This is a genomic window from Nocardia sp. CA-119907 (genome assembly GCF_050955995.1).
Taxonomy (GTDB): Bacteria; Actinomycetota; Actinomycetes; order Mycobacteriales; family Mycobacteriaceae; genus Nocardia.
Window position 1 is genome coordinate 3,583,220 of record NZ_CP192091.1, and the last position, 17,823, is coordinate 3,601,042.

The 17,823-nt window shown below is 66.7% G+C and carries 16 protein-coding genes; 8 read left to right on the plus strand and 8 right to left on the minus strand.

Annotated elements, in window-relative coordinates; genetic code table 11:
* Positions 1–6: 6 nt before the first annotated feature.
* From ACQP2D_RS15920 to ACQP2D_RS15940, 5 genes are all read right to left on the minus strand, one after another.
* Positions 7–2,436, minus strand: coding sequence for an FHA domain-containing protein (locus ACQP2D_RS15920; RefSeq protein WP_433684462.1), 2,430 nt, complete (start codon positions 2,434–2,436; stop codon positions 7–9).
* Positions 2,437–2,679: 243 nt separating this feature from the next.
* Positions 2,680–3,360, minus strand: a complete 681-nt coding sequence (locus tag ACQP2D_RS15925; RefSeq protein ID WP_433684463.1) for an alpha/beta fold hydrolase — start codon at positions 3,358–3,360, stop codon at positions 2,680–2,682.
* A gap of 60 nt (positions 3,361–3,420) precedes the next feature.
* Positions 3,421–4,191, minus strand: a complete 771-nt coding sequence (locus tag ACQP2D_RS15930) for a S1 family peptidase (protein ID WP_433684464.1) — start codon at positions 4,189–4,191, stop codon at positions 3,421–3,423.
* 106 nt (positions 4,192–4,297) lie between these two features.
* Complete coding sequence (locus ACQP2D_RS15935; RefSeq protein WP_433684465.1) at positions 4,298–5,116, minus strand: hypothetical protein; 819 nt, start codon at positions 5,114–5,116, stop codon at positions 4,298–4,300.
* Positions 5,117–5,325: 209 nt separating this feature from the next.
* Positions 5,326–6,153, minus strand: a complete 828-nt coding sequence (locus tag ACQP2D_RS15940) for a DUF3097 domain-containing protein (RefSeq protein WP_433684466.1) — start codon at positions 6,151–6,153, stop codon at positions 5,326–5,328.
* A gap of 80 nt (positions 6,154–6,233) precedes the next feature.
* Here ACQP2D_RS15940 and ACQP2D_RS15945 point away from each other — a divergent pair, with 80 nt between their 5' ends.
* Positions 6,234–6,665 carry an NfeD family protein gene (locus ACQP2D_RS15945; RefSeq protein ID WP_354957258.1) on the plus strand — a complete coding sequence of 144 codons (432 nt, stop codon included), beginning with the start codon at positions 6,234–6,236 and terminating at the stop codon, positions 6,663–6,665.
* On the plus strand, positions 6,665–7,903 hold the full coding sequence (locus ACQP2D_RS15950) for an SPFH domain-containing protein (protein WP_433684467.1): 1,239 nt from the start codon (positions 6,665–6,667) through the stop codon (positions 7,901–7,903). Before ACQP2D_RS15945 ends, ACQP2D_RS15950 begins: the two co-directional genes overlap by 1 nt.
* A gap of 79 nt (positions 7,904–7,982) precedes the next feature.
* Here ACQP2D_RS15950 and ACQP2D_RS15955 read toward each other — a convergent pair whose 3' ends face one another.
* Positions 7,983–8,522, minus strand: coding sequence for a DUF3558 family protein (locus tag ACQP2D_RS15955; RefSeq protein WP_433684468.1), 540 nt, complete (start codon positions 8,520–8,522; stop codon positions 7,983–7,985).
* 204 nt (positions 8,523–8,726) lie between these two features.
* Here ACQP2D_RS15955 and argS point away from each other — a divergent pair, with 204 nt between their 5' ends.
* A complete protein-coding gene (argS, locus tag ACQP2D_RS15960) occupies positions 8,727–10,490 on the plus strand; it encodes an arginine--tRNA ligase (protein ID WP_433684469.1) in 1,764 nt (587 codons plus the stop codon).
* A 52-nt stretch (positions 10,491–10,542) separates the two neighbouring features.
* Here the strand turns inward: argS and ACQP2D_RS15965 are convergent, their stop codons facing one another.
* A complete protein-coding gene (locus ACQP2D_RS15965) occupies positions 10,543–11,430 on the minus strand; it encodes an LLM class flavin-dependent oxidoreductase (RefSeq protein WP_433684470.1) in 888 nt (295 codons plus the stop codon).
* 21 nt (positions 11,431–11,451) lie between these two features.
* Positions 11,452–11,730 carry a hypothetical protein gene (locus tag ACQP2D_RS15970; protein WP_433684471.1) on the minus strand — a complete coding sequence of 93 codons (279 nt, stop codon included), beginning with the start codon at positions 11,728–11,730 and terminating at the stop codon, positions 11,452–11,454.
* A gap of 28 nt (positions 11,731–11,758) precedes the next feature.
* Between ACQP2D_RS15970 and ACQP2D_RS15975 the strand changes: the two genes are divergently transcribed.
* The 5 genes from ACQP2D_RS15975 (at position 11,759) to ACQP2D_RS15995 (ending at position 17,797) form a co-directional block, all read left to right on the plus strand.
* Entirely contained in the window at positions 11,759–11,947 is a 189-nt protein-coding gene (locus tag ACQP2D_RS15975; protein WP_433684472.1) for a hypothetical protein, read from the plus strand.
* A gap of 3 nt (positions 11,948–11,950) precedes the next feature.
* Complete coding sequence (locus ACQP2D_RS15980) at positions 11,951–12,886, plus strand: CorA family divalent cation transporter (protein WP_433684473.1); 936 nt, start codon at positions 11,951–11,953, stop codon at positions 12,884–12,886.
* Positions 12,887–13,059: 173 nt separating this feature from the next.
* Positions 13,060–14,352 carry an ABC transporter substrate-binding protein gene (locus tag ACQP2D_RS15985; protein WP_433684474.1) on the plus strand — a complete coding sequence of 431 codons (1,293 nt, stop codon included), beginning with the start codon at positions 13,060–13,062 and terminating at the stop codon, positions 14,350–14,352.
* On the plus strand, positions 14,349–16,169 hold the full coding sequence (locus ACQP2D_RS15990; protein WP_433684475.1) for a hypothetical protein: 1,821 nt from the start codon (positions 14,349–14,351) through the stop codon (positions 16,167–16,169). Before ACQP2D_RS15985 ends, ACQP2D_RS15990 begins: the two co-directional genes overlap by 4 nt.
* Positions 16,166–17,797, plus strand: a complete 1,632-nt coding sequence (locus tag ACQP2D_RS15995; RefSeq protein ID WP_433684476.1) for a tetratricopeptide repeat protein — start codon at positions 16,166–16,168, stop codon at positions 17,795–17,797. Before ACQP2D_RS15990 ends, ACQP2D_RS15995 begins: the two co-directional genes overlap by 4 nt.
* Positions 17,798–17,823: the final 26 nt, after the last annotated feature.

Here is a 17,823-nt window from a genome sequence, read left to right on the forward strand (position 1 = left end):
TGGGCGTCAGATCGCGCGGCGGGCACCGCGGCGCCGTGGACGCAACTGGTACAGGCGGTACCAGGCCAGCGCGAGGAAGATCGCCCCCAGCCCGGCGACGACTCCCATGTCGAGCAGCCACGTGCCGATGGTGTGTTTCCACATCGGGTCGGCCGCGCCCTCGTGCGGTGAGAGGGTGTCGAGGTCGATGGTGGCGGCTCCGGCGCCGAACCCCCAACGCGCCGGCGATATGTACGCCAGTTGCTCCAGGACGGGTGTGCCAGGGAGTCGCACTAGCCCGCCGGTGAGTACCAGTTGTGCCATCGACAGCACGATCAGCAGCGGCAGTGTCTTCTCCGAGGTGTTCACCGACACCGAAACCAGCAAGCCCAATGCCAGCGATGCGATGCCGAGCAGCGCCATCACCAGGATCAACTCCAGCACGACCGACGTGAAGAGCCCCTTGGGGGGCATAGCCACACCGATGGTGCCGATCAGGACCAATACCGCCGCCTGGAGGGCGGTGATCACGCCCAGGACCAGCAGTTTCGACATCAGGTAGACCCCTGGTGACAGGCCTGCCGCGCGTTCTCTGCGGTAAATGGTCTGTTCCTTGACGATCTCGCGAATCGAGTTGCCGGTGCCGACGAAGCATGCGCCGAACGCCAGAATCATGAGCTTGGTCGCGGCATCGATGTTGGATCCCGGTGTTCCGGCGAATCCCTGGCCCGACGGCACTGCGGCGATCAAGGCACCGAGCAGCAGGGGCATCACGCCGAGGAGAGCCAAATAGCTTCGGTCCGAGGCGATCACCGCCAGATATCGGCGGCACAGGGTACTGAGCTGGGCGATTTTGGATTGCTGCGCGGGCGGCGGCGCGGGTGTGTGCACTTCCGCTGGGCCGACATCGTCGGTCAGTCCGACCGCCACGTAGTTCTCGAAGCGTGGCGACGTCCGGAACTCACCTGCCCAGTCGCGCTCGTGCTCGCGATCGAAGGCTTGGAACACCTCGGCCCAGCTGCGCTGCGCGAACTCCAGCAGCCCCTCCGCGGGAGGTCCGTAGTAGGCCAGTCGACCGCCGGGCACCAAGACCAGCAGACGGTCGCAGGAATCGAGATTCGCCACGCTGTGCGTGACGACGATGACGGTCCGCCCGTCGTGCGCCAGTTCGGCCAGCATTTCCATGACCGTTTTGTCCAGGCCCGGATCGAGGCCGGAGGTCGGTTCGTCGAGGAACAGCAGGGACGGTTTGGTCAGCAACTCCAGTGCGACGCTCACACGTTTGCGCTGCCCACCCGAGAGCCGGTCGATGCGGGTATCGGCGTGCCGCGCCAAGCCGAGCTCGTCGAGGACCTCGTCGACCCGCTGCTCGCGCTCCTCGCTGCGGGTGTCACCGGGGAAGCGCAGTTCGGCCGCGTAGAGCAGCGCACGCCGCGTCGGAAGCTGGTTGTGCAGGATGTCCTCCTGCGGGACCAGCCCGATCCGGTGCCGGAGTTCGTCGTAATCGGTGTACAGGTCGCGTCCGTCGTAGCGGACCGTCCCCTCCGTCGCGGGCCGCAATCCGGTGATCGCGCCGAGCAGCGTCGACTTGCCCGCTCCGCTGGGGCCGATGACGCCCACCAGCGAGCGCTGCGGGATGGGGAAGCTCACCCCGTCGAGGATCACCTTGCCCTCGGGCGTCCGCACGATGAGGTTCTGCACCGAGACCGATACGTCACCGGTGTCTACGAACTCGCGCAGCTCGTCGCCGACGAGCCGGAACGTGGTGTGCCCCATGCCGATCAAATCGGATTCGGACAGGTCGGCGGCGTCGACCCGGGCGCCGTTGACGTAGGTGCCGTTGTGGCTGTCGAGGTCGACGATCCGGTACCTACCGTCGCTGAGCCTGCGCAGCTCGGCGTGATGGCGGGAGAGCAGGAGGTCGGGCACGACGACGTCGTTGTCGGCGGCACGTCCGATTCGAAGCTTGTCCGAGGTGATCCGGACGACCTCGCTGGGGTGGCTGGTCGGCCGTGGCGCTCGCGCAGCTCGCCGAGGCAGGGCCGATTGGAACGCCGTGACCGTTGCTTCCTCGTCGAGGTTGTAGTTGGGGACGATCAGCGTTTCGCCATCGTCACCGTCGGGCGGCGCCTCCGGTGAGCAGGCCAGCTGTTCGCCGTCTTCGGAGTGCCCGAGCCGGAATGTCTCGTCGTGGTCGATCACCATGCGATCGACACGACGCCCGGCGAAAAAGGTGCCGTTGCGGCTGCCGACATCCTCGATTTCCCAGCCGTCGGCACCCAGCTCCAGAACTGCGTGGATCGAAGATACGCGCGGATCGTTCACCACAACGTCGGCGGCCGGATCACGACCGACGTTGTAGACGTCACCAGCGCGTAGCCGGTAGACGCGCTCTCTCGTCTGCACCACAAGAACTGGTGCCGCGAGGGATTCCGTGGAAGACGGTTCACCCGCCATGACGTGAGTATACGACTGGGCTGCTGTGTCGCCGCAATGATTCGGCCACCTCGTGATCTCGATTGCCAGACACTTGCCAAACGCTTGCCAGGTCAACCAGCCGATTGGCGTACGTGTCGACGACGTACACGGCGCCGGTCCGGCCGGCGGCGAGATGTTCTTTCAGTGGCGCCGGCGTCACTCGAACCGGTGATCGGCCGGTCGCCGGCGATGCACACCGTTCCGTTCACCCAGAGCGGGTGATCATGGGTGCGCGCGGCATGTTCTTGTGACGAGGTCGACCCATACGTGTGGATCGGTCGCCCATGGGTTGTGGGCGACTCCGGGTAGTTCTTCGAATCTGCCGTTCGGGATCAAGGCGGCGAGTTGCCGTAGGGGCCATGACGGGCGGATGTCGTGCTGCGGGGCGATGAATGTCATGGCCACGGTGGAATCGGCCAGTCGGCGGAGCAGGTCGGGTTCGTGAATCCACTGCACGAACGACGCGCTCAGTGCGGCGTAGACGTCTGGTTCCCAGTCGATCTCGATATCGGCTTCCTGATGCCGCGAGGCCTCGTAGGCCTGGGACCAGGTGCGGTCCTTGTGTAGTCCGTGCCCGGCCACGCCGACCACGGATTCGACGCGGTCGGGATGGTCCAGCGCGTAATGCACAGCCAGGTCCGAGCCCCAGGAGTGGCCGAGCACCACCCAGCTGCCGATACCCGCGGCTCGTCGCACCGCTTCGATATCAGCGACTGCCCGATCGACGTCGTGTGGCCCACCCTGGGAGCGTCCGACGCCCCTCGGCTCCGGGTACCACGCCCGCATTCCGCGAGGTGCCAGCGCGTCATCCTCGAGGTAGTGGACACAGCCTGGTCCGCCGGAAAGGACCACGACATCGGGACCCTGTCCCGTGACGCCGACGTGCAGCAAGGTCCCCGTCATCGGCTGACACCATCGTCGATCGCATTTCATCCCCCTGGTCGCCTGAGATGCCGTGGTGGGTCAGAAGCTCACGGTGGTGACGTAGGTATAGACGCCGGGGAACCCTGGGCGGGCGCTGCCCTTGCCCCAAGAGGTGAGGCCGAGCAGGCGGCCCGAGGCGAGAAGTGGGTCGCCGCTGTCGTATTCGGCGGTATCGGCGGCGGTGGATCCGGCGCAGAACATATCGGCCGGGTCGAAGGCGGAGCCGAAGGCGGCGGCGCATGTGGAGTTGGGGACGATGGGGACGGTGGCTGATCGCAGGTGCGTATTCGAGGTGTCGGTCTCGCTGGTCGCGCCCCAGCCGACGATGGTGCCCGTATCGCCGTATGCGCGCGGATCACTCTGTGGCGCAGCTATTTCCAGGAAAGGGCCCGGTCTCGGCTCGTCGAGGATGAGGATCGCGAGATCATTGTGGTGCACGGTCTCGCCCTCGAAATCACTCTCCCAGAAGTTCGGGTGAATGCGAATCTCCTTGACCCCCACGATGACTCCGTCGTGCGAGCGCAGATCGGTGCGCCCGAATGTGACGGTGATCCCGTGCGGCAGCAGCCGGGCCAACTCGACGCAGTGCGCCGCTGTCACCACCCGATCGGGCGCGATGAGCGCACCGCCGCAGAACTGTCCGGACGGTCGGGGGAAGAAGAACGGGGAGCCGACGGCGGCGAGCCACGGGTAGGCGCTCGCCTCGGTGGTATCGCCGCCCACGATCGCCGTGGCGGGAACGGCTGGCACGCCGAGACCGATGAGGACTGTGGTGGTCAGAGCCGCGGCAACGCGACGTATGCGGAACATGCCGCCTCCCTGATTCAGTCGCCCTGTCGGTCTATTCAACCAGAGGACGCCGGTGGTCTCGCGGCTTCGGGGACCGGTGGCTGCCTCGTGCGCCGAATGCCGGTGCTTACGAATTGCCTCGGGCCGCGGCGTGTACCGCCACCAACCGTGCTGCGCGGATCGCGTCCCACAGTGGGCGTAGCAGGTCTTCCTGGGCGCCGATGGCGGTGGCGGAGGTGGGGGAGGAGGCCGGTTCGCGTTGGGCGACAGTGAGGATGGCGGCGACATGATCGGCGCTGTCGAGGATTCGCCTGGCGCGCAACGGGATCGAATCCGGATAGTCGTGGCGGGAGTAGTCCGCGAGCTCGGCCTCGATGAGTTCGCGCGGGTCGGTGTCGGCGGCCGCGCCGACGGCGGTGGTGTGCAGGCGCATCAGGGCGTCGGCGGCATCGCGCACCGCCTCGCGCATGGTGTACTCCGCCTCGCCGAGCGACATATCCGATCCGAGCGTGGCGGGGATCGGCGTGCTGTAGACGGTCCACTGCAAGGTGTCGTCATCGACCCACTGCGGGATCAGTCCGGTGCCGTCGCTGCCGGGCACGCCGAACAGCATGCCCTCGCCCACCTCGATGGCATCGGCGGCGAAGGCGGTTCCGGTCGGCAGACCGCGCACATCGCCGGGCACCGGCAGCACCAGTCGCAGTTGCGCACCGGGCAGGGCCATCGCTTCACGAATCACCTTGAGCAGTGCCATGACTCCGGTGCCGGACAGATTGCTGCGGGAGGACCAGGGCAGGTCGTCGCGACCGCCGGTGATCGGGTCGCCCGCGGCGATCGTGTGCCGCGGCGCCCAGGCGTACAACGCCTCCAGGATGTCGTCGGGCGCGCTGCGACCGGCCAGCCATGAGCCAGCCCACACCGTCAGCGTGGCACTAGGAGAGCACATAATTATCGAGCATAAAGGAGGGTTGCGACTCGGGGGCATCATGCCGGATACCCCGGTGAGCTGCGCGCATCGATCGGTCTACCAGTACCGCGAGTACCTGCAATGCCGGACCGGCCGACGCCGCTTCACGGCTACGTCTACCGAGTCGAATTCCGCGTAGTGGGACATGATTTCAGCGATTGGATCCGGAATTGATCTTGCGGATCCGGTCATTCCGGTTCGGTGACGAAGTCGATGAGCCGCTCCACGGCGCCGATCAGAGGGGATTCCAGATCGCGGAAGGATTCGACGGCGTTGTAGACCCGCCGCCACCCCTCCTGCGGCGTGCCCCAGCCGAGGCGGCGGCAGATGCCGGTCTTCCAGTCCTCACCGCGCGGCACCTGCGGCCATGCCGCGATGCCGACCGCCGCTGGGCGCACGGCCTGCCACACATCGATATAAGGATGCCCGGTGACCAGCACATATTTACCGAGGCTCGTGGTCAGCTGGGTTTCCTTCGAACCGGTCACCAGATGGTCGACCAGCACACCGACCCGCCGACCCGGCCCCGGCGCGAATTCGGTCAGCCGGTCGGCCAGATTGTCCAAACCCTCGAGATGTTCGACCACCACGCCCTCGACCCGCAGATCGTGCCCCCAGACCCGCTCCACCAACGCGGCATCGTGGACACCCTCCACCCAGATCCGGCTGGTCTTGGCGACCTGCGCGCGCAGTCCCTCCACGCGCGTCGAGCCCGACGCCGACCGGGTTTGCTTCTTGGGCACCCCGGCTTTGGGTCGGACCAGCGTCACCGGCTCACCGTCGATCAGGAACGCTGCCTCGCGCAATGCGAACAACCGCACCGCACCGCGCGCGTCCTCGAGTTTGACGAACTCACCGTCGTAGCTTCGATCGAATCCGACAACGGCGCCGCAGAATCCGCTCGCCGCATCCTCCACCACGAGGTCGCGTTCCGCCGTCACAGTCGGCACCGCTGGCTTGTTCGCTCGCGAATGCCCGGAGAAGATATCGCCGCCATACATGTCACGCCCGCTCACCCGCCGAAACTAGCACTGCCACTTCGGTTGATCTCGGTTTGTCGCGCCACAGAAGTGTCACGGACAACTACAGTGGGCATGTGGCCGCAATCGTTTGGCTGGTCGCGGGTTTACTGCTCGCGGCGGCGGAGATGCTCACCGGGGACCTCACACTGCTCATGTTGGGCGTCGCCGCGCTCGGCACGGCCGGCGTGAGTGCGGTGGCGGGTACGGGTCTGGTCGTGGACGCGGTGATCTTCGCGGTGCTGGCGCTGGTTCTGCTGCTCGGCGTGCGCCCAGTTCTGCGGCGCCGCTTCGGAACTCCGCCGCCGATTCCGACGAATGTGGACGCGCTGATGGGTAAGCAGGCGCTGGTGCTCGAACAGGTGGCCGAGCACAGCGGCCTGGTCAAAATCGGCGGTGAGGAATGGACCGCGCGGCCGTTCGATACGACGGTCGAGTATCCGAAGGGAACCACGGTGTACGTCATGAAGATCGACGGCGCGACCGCGGTCGTCTGGAAGGGGCCTTAATGGGTGTACTGATCGTTGCCGCCGTCCTGGTGCTGCTGGTCGTGGTGGTGGTCTTCAAATCGATCGCCCTCGTCCCGCAGGCGGAGGCGGCAGTCATCGAGCGACTGGGCCGGTATTCGCGCACAGTGTCAGGTCAGCTGACCTTCCTGGTGCCGTTCGCCGACCGGGTCCGGGCCAAGGTCGACCTGCGCGAGCGGGTGGTGTCCTTCCCACCGCAGCCGGTGATCACCGAGGACAATCTGACCCTGCATATCGACACCGTCGTGTACTTCCAGGTGACCAGCCCGCAGGCGGCGGTGTACGAGATCAGCAACTACATCGCGGCCGTCGAGCAGCTCACCGTGACCACGCTGCGCAATGTGGTCGGCGGTATGACCCTGGAGCAGACGCTGACCTCGCGCGATCAGATCAATGGCCAGCTGCGTGGTGTGCTCGACGAGGCCACCGGGCGCTGGGGTCTGCGCGTCGCACGGGTCGAGCTCAAGAGCATTGATCCGCCGCCATCGATCCAGGAATCGATGGAGAAGCAGATGAAGGCCGACCGCGAGAAGCGCGCCATGATCCTCACCGCGGAAGGCACCCGGGAGTCGCAGATCAAGACCGCCGAGGGCGCCAAGCAGGCGCAGATCCTCTCCGCCGAGGGTGCCAAGCAGGCCTCGATCCTGGCGGCCGAGGGTGAACGGCAGAGCCGCATTCTGCGCGCCCAGGGCGAACGTGCCGCGTCCTATCTGCAGGCGCAAGGTCAGGCGAAGGCCATCGAAAAGGTGTTCGCCGCAATCAAATCCGGCAAGCCGACGCCGGAACTGCTCGCCTACCAATACATGCAGACCCTGCCGCTGGTCGCGCGCGGCGATGCGAACAAGGTCTGGCTGGTGCCGAGCGATTTCGGCAAGGCCCTCGAAGGTTTCGCCCAGAACTTCGCGACCAAGGGCGAGGACGGGGTATTCCGCTACGAGCCCGCTCCGGCCGACGATGTGCAGAGCAAGCCGGAGGACGATTCCGATGTGGCGGACTGGTTCGATACGGCCCGTGACCCCGCCATCGAACAGGCGGTCCGCGCAGCGGAGGCCGATGCCCGTGCGTCGGTGGAGGGCATGTCCACCCCGGTGACCCGCCAGCCGCAGCCCGCGCCGTATCAACAGGTGCCACCACAGCAGGCGATTCCGCCGCAGCAGCAGCCGTACCACCCGGACGGGCCAGGGCCGCAGGGCCGTCCCTGGCAGCCGCCGTCACAGTAGGAAACCGACACGAAGCGGCCTCGGACCCAGCGGTCCGGGGCGTTTCGTTCGACGCGGTCCGCGCGGACCCGGTCGGGTACTAAGGCGCGAGATCGATGGTCAGCGTTGCCAGTTGCAGCGCTATGGCGCAGGGGTCCGGTGCCGTGGTGTGCGAGTGGTTTTGCACCCGCCAGACGATGGTGCCGTTATCGGCGGCGGCGACCGCGCAATCACCGGGGTCGTGCGGATTGCGGATGTAGAAGCCGGTCGCGGTGACCGTGGTCCCGAAGATCTGTCTGGTGATGGTCAGATGTTCGTTCTGGAAACCGTCGTTCTCGGCCCGCTGCCACGTCTGTTGCAGCGATTCGCGGTCGGTGTAGGTGAAGGTGAGGTCGGATTCGTCATCGCCGCGCTGCGCCTGCCAGACGCAGACCGGCGGACGATGGTGTGCGGTGAGGGTGTTGGCCTGTGCGGTGCGGCTGATCTGCTCATCGGTCAGCGGCGTGCAGTTGGCCAGGGAGTTGGTGGTTGGGGCGGCGGTCGGACCCGCATCCGGCGTGCCATGACCGGAACAGCCGGTCAGCAGTCCGGCGAGCGCGAGAGCGGTCAGTCCGATGCCGCGTGTGCGGAATGCGGCCACGTCCGCTCCCTTCCCAAGAACCCAGCCCGGCGAGTGCCTGCCAAGGTTACCGGCGCTCGCTTGGGCGGGCAGTCCCTGTGGGTCGGCACGGCGCGTGCGGGACGATCATGATCCGCTGAACACGACGGTCGACTCGGAAAATCATTCGGCGCGATTCGGCTGCGCTGGAATACTCACGGATCCGAACCGACGGGAGGGAAGCGCGTGGGTGATTCCGGAGTGCTGCCATTGCTGGGCCAGGCTGCTGCCGTGGTTTCGGCGGCGATCGGGCGAGTCCGCCCGGCGGTGGCTGGCGCGGATCCGGTGGTGCGACGCTCCGAACGCGCGGACTTCCAGTCCAATGTGGCGCTCGCGGTGGCCGAGCGGGTCGGGATGCGGCCTGCCGAGTTCGCCGCGGAGTTGGCCTCGGCATTGGCAGAGCCGGGCGACGGGCAGTTCACGGCAACGGTTTCGGGGCCCGGATTCCTCAACATCGCGGTAGCGGATCAAGCGGTCTGGCAACAGGTTTCGGTGCGATCGTGCGATGATCGGCTCGGCGTACCGGCAGCCGAGGCCGGACGCCGTACCGTGGTCGACTACTCGGCACCCAATATCGCCAAGGAGATGCACGTCGGCCATCTCCGGACGACGATCATCGGCGACAGCATCGCCCGGGTGCTCGACTTCCTCGGTGCCCCGGTAATTCGGCAGAATCACCTGGGGGACTGGGGAACTCAGTTCGGCATGCTCATCCAGTACTTGGACGAGCACCCAGAGCCGCGGTGGCGCCACGATGAGCTGAGCGGCGATGTCTCGGCCGTATCGGCGCTGGACGGTCTCTACAAGGCCGCCCGCGGGGAATTCGACGGCGATCCGGCATTCGCCGACCGCGCCAGGGCCCGGGTGGTGGCGCTGCAGTCCGGCGATCCGGCCACCTTGCAGCGGTGGCGGGAGATCGTAGCCGAATCGGAGCGGGCGTTCGGTGCAATCTACGATCGGCTCGGCGTACTCCTCACCCCGGATGACTATGTCGGGGAGTCGTTCTACAACCCACTGCTGGCCGACACCATCGCCGAGTTGGTCGACAAGGGCATCGCCGTCGACAGCGACGGCGCCCTCGTTGTGTTCTCCGAGGAGGTGACCGGCCCCGATGACCAGCCGGTCCCGCTGATGGTGCGCAAGCGTGACGGCGGATATGGCTATGACACAACGGATTTGGCGACCATTCGCTACCGCGTCCATACTCTGCGCGCCGAGCGGCTGCTCTATGTCACCGATTCGCGTCAGGCGCTGCACTTCCGGCTCGTCTTCGAGGCCGCGCGGCGGGCCGGATGGTTGACCGATGATATCGATGCCGAACATATCGCGTACGGCACGGTGCTCGGCCCGGACGGACGGCCGTTCAAGACCCGCGCGGGCGGCACCGTACGGTTGACGGATCTGCTGAACGAGGCCGTCGCCAAGGCCAGAGCCGTTGTCGCCGAACGGAACCCGGACCTGCCCGCCGCCGAACTCGATGCGATCGCCGAACCCACCGGCATCGGCGCGGTCAAATACGCCGACCTGTCCACCTCCCGGGTCAAGGATTACACCTTCGACGTGGACCGTATGGTCGCGTTGCACGGCAATACCAGCGTCTACCTCCAATACGCGCATGCGAGAATTCGGTCCATTCTGCGCAAGGCCGAAGACCGCACATCACGCATCGATGCCCGCATCGCGCTCGAACCCGCCGAACGGGCACTGGCGCTGGAACTCGACGCGTACGGCACGGTGGTCGTCGAAGTGGCCGCGACCCTGGAACCCCATCGGCTGTGTGGTTATCTCTACGACCTCGCCCGCGACTTCACCGGCTTCTACGAGAGCTGCCCGGTGCTCACCGCACCCGACCCCGTCCGTGGAAACCGCCTCGCACTCTGCGAATTGACCGCGAAAACGCTCGCACACGGACTCGGTCTCTTGGGCATAGCGGCACCTGAGCGCATGTGAACCACACCTGCGATCGGCCGTCACGCCTACGTGACGCGACGGCCGTCCGAGGTCAGGCGCAGAGTTCGCGCACGCGCGGCACTACCTCCGCGACCCACCGGCGCAACTGGGTCTCCTCCGGTGATTCCGGCCAGTACACGAATGTGTCGAATCCGGTATCGGTAGCGAGGTCGGCCAGGATGCGGGCCCAGCCGGCGGCATCGGTGCGAATCGGCTCCTCGCCGCGCAACGTCACCGAGCCGGGGGCCTCGGTGATATCGCCGACCAGTTGCGCCATCCGCATGATGGTGCCGGGATCGCGTCCGGCATCGAGGGCGCTGGCCGAGATGATCTGTTGTGCGCCTTGCCATTTCTCGTAGGGCAGGTAGTGCGGGATCGGCGCCGCCCAGCCGTCGGCGATCCGCCCGGTCAATGCATTGGCCTTCGGTCCGACACTGCCGAACCAGATTCCGACCGGATGCGCCGGCGCCGGACCGGACTGCACACCGCGCACGGAGTAATGCGTACCCGCCACCGTGGCCTTCGCGCCCGGCACCCACATGGCCCGAATGATCTCGGTGGCCTCCGTGAGCGCCTGCAGCGCTTCGGGACTCGTCCGCGACGGACCACCCATCGCGCTGATGGCGGGCCAGAAGGCCCCGGCGCCCACGGCCAGCTCGAACCGTCCGCCGCTGAGCAGATCGAGTGTCGCCGCCTGTTTGCCGAGTAGCGCCGGACCGCGCAGCGGCAGGCTGGCCACATCGGGAAAGACCCGCAGCCGCTCGGTCTCGGCGAGGACGGTCGCGATGACCGCGAAGGTGTCGGCGAGCCCACCCGCGTACGGGTGGTCCTGAATCCCGAGCAGATCCAGCCCTTCCCGGTCGGCGACTCGGGCGAGAGTCCGAAGACGCGGGAGTTCGTCGGCGGTCGGCGCCAGCTGGATTCCGAAACGAAGGTTCACAGAGCGCATGATGCCAGCCCGTCAGCGCGCATCCGAACCCGGCGGTCCACCGCGCGGTTGGTGGTGGCGGGATGCGAACCGCACGATATCGGCGATATCGGGATCGGTGATGGTGCAGATGCTGCGGCGGGCGGTGGCGGCCGGCTTGCCGCACGGTTGCGCATACTTGCGCAACTGATTGACGGACCGCCGCAGCGGGTTTCTAATGATTGACGGCGCAATTCGTGCGCTGAGATCAACCAACGAAGCGGGGTGCCCCGCCAATGGCGCTCGTCGGTGCATCGTGGCGAGCGCGGCCACTGCACGAACGGACGTATTGGAGCCCACCATGGCGACGCTGTTCAACAAGGTCGAATCTCTGTACCGCACACCGAATCTCGAGCGACAGGCGATCTGGTTCACCATCGGTCTGTATCTGCTGATCAGCGCGGGACTATTGACGATGCACTATGCACATCCACAGCAGCCGGTCGGATCGTCATCGATGTCGCCAGCGCATTCGGCGTACGGGCAGTAGCCGATGACGACGACCACCGCCGCTCCGATCGACCGCTTCGATACCGACGTCCTTCAGCAGCATTGGATTCCGCTCTCGGTGACCGACGCCGAGACCGCCGCGGTGCTGCACAATCGTCTGGGTGTGGATTTCGCCACCGCGCGGAATCGGGTCTTCGAGACCGATGAGTTCATCTATCTGCCCGTCGTCCTCACCTATAAACGAGGGGACGTCATCGAACGCGACACCATCGTCTTCGCGCTCGGCAGCGATTTCCTGATCACCCTGCAACCGGACCTGCATTTCACCCCGTTCGACAAGGCCGTCGCGAAAATGCGCCGCAATCCGAGCCTCACCGGTTCCCCGCACGGGGTCATGTACGCGCTGCTCTGGGCGATGAACGAGGCATCGGAACGGGTCATCCACTACGCCAGCGACGCGCTGGAGGCGATGAACGACGATATCGAGATGGCCACCAACGGCTATGACCACCGGGGCCGCGAAATCGGCGTCGCGGATATGCGCGGCACCATGTCGCGGATGAATGCCGCGGAGGAGATCGTCTCCCGGGTGCAGGAGACCCAACTGCAATTGGCCCGCGCGGCACGACATCTGATGGCCGATACACCCGCGGGCGATCTGAAAAGCCTGATCGCCATCCTGATCGCCGATATAGATGGCGTGAAGCAGCACGCGGGTTTCGAGCACGATAAGGTGCGCTATCTGCAACAGTCGGTGATGACCTGGCTCGACGTGAAACAGAACCAGATCGTGAAGGTCTTCACCATCATCACCGCTGTCTTCCTGCCTCCGACGCTGATCGCGACCTTTTACGGCATGAATTTCACGTGGATGCCGGAATTGGAGTGGGAGCACGGCTTTCTCGCCACCACCTTGATGACCCTGGTGGCGGCGGTGATTCCGCTGGTCTATATCAAACGCAAGGGCTGGTTGCGCTGAGGCTGTGACGGCGGGCGGGTCTGCCTCGAATTCCGTTGGATCCAGGGCGGTTTCGGGTCGGCGTCACACAGCTCGATGGCCTGTCCATCGAGCTGTGTGCGCGGAATCGCTCCGGACCGGCGGGGTTGATGGAATAATTCTCGGCGACTGTCACGAGGCACTGTCGGGAGAGCATGGGGACCAGACGAGCATTGCTGCAAGCGGGTTTGGTGCTGCCGCTGGCCGCGTGTGCTCCCCAATTGCTATGGGGTGATTCGAGACTGGTCCGGATCGGGGTGTCGTGGAGCGGGACGGAATTGTCGGCGTTCCGATCGGTCCTGGCGCGTGTGCCGTTTGCGGGGTCGGTGGAGGTGATCCCCCTGGGCGACGAAATCGGCACCGCGTTCACCGCGGGCGGGAAGTCGGCGCCGGATATCGTCATGCTGCCGCAGGCGGGAGAGGTCCGCGCTCTCGTCGAAGACGACAAGCTACGGCCGGTCGCCGAGGGTTTCTGGGCCGATGAGAACGGGGCACGCTATTCGGAACCGTGGCAGCAACTGTTGTATCACGGCGGAAAACCGTATGGTGTGCCGTTCAAGGCCGCTGATAAATCGCTGGTCTGGTACGACCGGCAGGCGATCGACCGCTATCGTCTCGGCGATCCGGCCAATTGGACGATCCCGGACTGGATCGACCGAATGGAGGTGCTGGCGAACACGCCGATCCGACTGCTCGCCCTCGCCGCTGGCGACGGTTGGGTACTGACCGACGTCTTCGAGAATGTGCTGCGCGCCGAATCGCCGCGCACCTACGACGAATTGGCGGGCGCGCGCAAGGACCGGACCTGGGACCGTCCCGCCGTGCATGCCGCGTTCGGACACCTCGCTCGACTGTGGGGACAGCGCCACACCTTCGCCGGCGGTGTCGCGGTGGCCCTGACCAGACAATTCCCGGATGCCATCCGGGATGTGTTCGAACGCGGTCGCGCCGCCATGGTGATCGCCCCTGATTTCGCCGAACCTATTGTGCGCGAAAGCCTTCGGGCCGCCGGACGGCGCTCCGAAGACGTTGTCGGCATCGCGCAGTTCCCGTCGGTCGGTTTGGGCGGCGAGCGCCCGCGTATCGTGGGTGGCGATGTCCTGGTGGTAACCAAATACGCCGACCAGCGGGCCGACGAGGTGGTGGCGGCGCTGGCCGCACCCGAGGCGCCGCTGCCGTGGATCGAGGGTGTGGGCGGCTTCATCGCCCCGAATCTGCGGACCTCCGCACGATATTCGGCGTTGCTCGAACCGATCGCGCGATCGCAGACCTCGTGGAGCGCATTCGACCTGTCCGACCAGCTCGGGGCCGTGGGCGGCCGAAACGGGTTGTGGCGCATCCTGACCAGCTTTCTCACCACGATCGGCGACGGTGCGAACGAGCATCCGGATGCCGCGATCGATGCCGCGATCACCGCTCTCGACGCCGCCGAGCGGAGCCGTCGATGACGGGTGTCTCCGACTTCCGGGCCAATGGTCTGCGCCTGGAACTGGCCACCCGCCGGATGCGCGGTCCGCTGGTACCCGGTGGCCGTCCGCACCGCTGGTTCGGCTGGGCGGGTCTGCTCGCGGTCGGGTTGATCGTGGTGCTGCTGGTGGCTCCCGCGCTGTGGACCGTCGCGATCGCGGTGCAGGCCCGTCCGCGCATCGTGGTCTCCTGCACCGTCGTCGCCGTCGCTGCCGTGACGTTCACACTGATATCCCGGCATCGCCGCCGCGGTCGCCTCCGACTGGCGCTGCGGTCGGCCTTCGCCGCGACCGCCGCGCTCGGGCTGTGGTCGCTCGGCGCCGCGCTGACCACGGACGGAATCTGGGCATATGTGCGCACTCTGCTGTGGGTTGTCTTCGGTCTGATGCTGCTGTTCGCCGCGCTGGTGATCGCATGGTGGTCGCGGAATTCGCGCGCGCTGTGGGTGCCGCTGATCGTCCCCTTCGGCATCTCGGCATTCGTCTCGGGTGTCGCATTCCGGCTGATCTTCGAATATCTCGCCGACCGGTTCGGCATCCGGAGCGTCGGCGGATACCGGATGTGGTACGCGATAATGCTCGGCTCCGCCTTCCTGTGGACCTGGCTCGGTTTCCTCACCGGATTGCTCCGCGCCGATATCCGGGCCATCGAGGCCGACCCGGTGCGCTCGGGCCATCTGCACGGACAGGGGCGGCGATTCCCGTTGCCGCGCCTACTGGAGTTGGTGCGTCCGGTCTTGCTGATCCTCGGTCTGGTGGTGGGTGTGGCGGCGGCCCGCGTCTTCGATGTGGTGCTGATCGGGGTGCCAGGGTCGATGCAGTATCAGCTCGATAGCGCGACCGTGCAGTGGTGGCGGCTGGTCACCGACTCCGATCTCGGCGCGGGTGTGGCGGCCGCCTACGCCCTGCCGTTGGCGGTGCTGGTGGGGTTCGTGGCCTGGCTGCTGCAGACCGGCGTCCGCGGGCATCGGACCGGATGGACCGCCTCCGCGACGGCGTCCGGTTCGGCGGGCAGGTCCCGGATCGGCCTGGTGCGCGCGACGGGTATCGCGCTGGTGTCGGTATTCGCATCGATTCCGATCCTGGTGCTGATCGTCGTATGTTTCGACGGCCCTTCCGGATTCGATCTCGCCGCCCTCACGGGTATGTGGCAGGACCAGACCTTCCGTCATGCCTGGCAGACGACATTCCTGGTGGCCGGGCTGGCCACCGTAGTCGTGGTGGCCGCGGCGCTGCCGGTGGCACATCGTTTGGCCGCGGTCGGCCCGGATCGAGCGATGGCACGGATCGCGGTGGTGTCGCTGGTCGTCTTGTCGGTGCTGCCCGCGCAGGGCTATCTCGGCTCGCTCGACGCGTTCATCGACGCATTCGGCTTGTCCGGCACCAGAATTCCGTTGATCTTCGTGCACGCCGCCGCCGGATTGCCGGTCGCGATCTTGATCCTGCGCGGTGCCATGCTGGCCCCGCTGGACGGTCCGGCCGATGATGTGCTGCACGGGCTGGCCAGTCCGGGCACCATCATGCGGCGGTTGCTGACCGCCGCGGGTCCGGCCGTGGTCGCGGTCGCGGTGCTGGAATTCACCCAGGTGTGGAACGACTTCTTCATCGGGCTGATGATGAACGGCGCGGGTGCGAGCCCGTGGTCGCTGCTGCTGTGGGGCGAGGCACGGCAATTCAACGAGAATGCCGCACAACTCGCGGCGGGCTCCCTGCTGTCGGCCGTGTTGCCGGTGCTGCTGTTGCTCTCGACATGGCGGCGCTGGCTGGTGCCCGGACTGACGGGAGGAACGCTGCGATGACACAGCCACGCGGGCACGAATCGCCACAGCAGACCACACCGCGGTCGACGATCTGGGAGGGCGTGCTCGGCACCGCCGAGGTGGTGGCCTGGGCGGTGGTGCTGGAGCTCGCCCGGAATATCGTGGTGAATTCGCTCGGTGACAACGATGCCGTCAAGGTGATCAGTGGACTGCTGCGTGGACTGACCGTTGTCGGGGTGCTGGCGGTAGGGGCGTACGTCGCCTATCGGCGCATCGAGAAGTTTCGCGAAAGAGTGCGCACCGAACAAGAACTCGCCCTGATCGCGGAACTGATCGAACCGGGTGAGCCGGTCCGGTTCGTCGGTACCACCAGCTGTCCCGATGAGCCGCAAGAACTCACCGATTTGGACCACGATCCGATCCTGGCGGCACTGCGGGACCTGCCGGTCCACGAATTCGAGACGGCCGCACTGCTGGCCGTGCTGTCGGCGATTCTCGACGCGCCGACACGGTTGCCGTCGGATTCGGCCGCGGAGCGGCGCACCTCGGCATTGCTGCTCGAGGATCTCGAGGTGCGCGGGATCGTGACATATCTCGGGGCCGATCGGTATTGCCTGCGCAAGAAGCCTCGACTGCCCGCAACGGCGGAGGTCGTCGCCGGGCCACGCTGGCAGGCCGCTTTGCCCGCGCTGCTGCACCACTACGCCGATCGCGCGACCCGGTGGGCGATCGCCCTGGAAACGGTTCGTTTCGCCAGGGGTGCCCGCCGCTGGTTCGAGGCGCAGGAACCGTATCTGCGCACGTTGTTTCCGGCGCCCACGGTGCCGGTGCCGAGGGTCGCGGTGTACGAGCTCGCGCGCATTGCCGACGCCCTGGACGTGTGGTATGCCCGAAAGGGCCTGCCGGAGCACGCATCCGGTGTGGCCGAGGCCCTCTGCCGCCTGACCGAATCGGACGAGTTCCCACTGTCCCGCGATCTGGCCCTGCTGCGGGCCGGACGCCTGCGGGTGCGGCCACCGAAGTATCGTCCACGTGGCCTGTCGACCAGTCTGTCCGCGCGCTGGGCGCATTACACCGCACTGCATTCGCTCGACACCGCGCCACCGAGCCCGATCGTGCTGAGCGAGGCGGAAGATCGGCTGGAGGTCGCCTGGTGGCTGCTGCCCCGCACGGATGTGCCCGCTGAGGTCTGCGCGCTGATCAATCTGGCGGTCGTTCATCTGCATCAGGGCCGCCTCGACGCCGCCCAGGGCCACCTGGAGCTGGCCGAATCGCTTACGCGGGGCGGCCGCGATCCCGCGGGGCGCGCGCACACCCGCGAAACGCTCGGAATCGTCTGGTGGGCACGCGGTGAACCCCGACGCGCGCTGCGGCACTGGCAGCGCGCCCTCTCGGCCTATCGCGAACTCGACGACGATCTCGGCACCGGGCGCTGCCTGCAACATCTCGGCTCCGCCGCGATCGTCGCCCCGGAACACGGTGCCCTCCTGCTCGGCACCGACCCGCCCCTGACCCGAGCAGAGGTACTGCGCCAAGCCGGTGGCTGGCTGGCCGCCTCGCGCAGATTCCACCCGGGTGCCCTGCACGCCGAACACTATGCCCAGCAAGCCGGTTCGACCCTGCACACCGTGGATCGCTGGCCCCTGCCCGCACCTGATCCATCCTGAACCGGTCCGATACGCCCAGCTGTGAT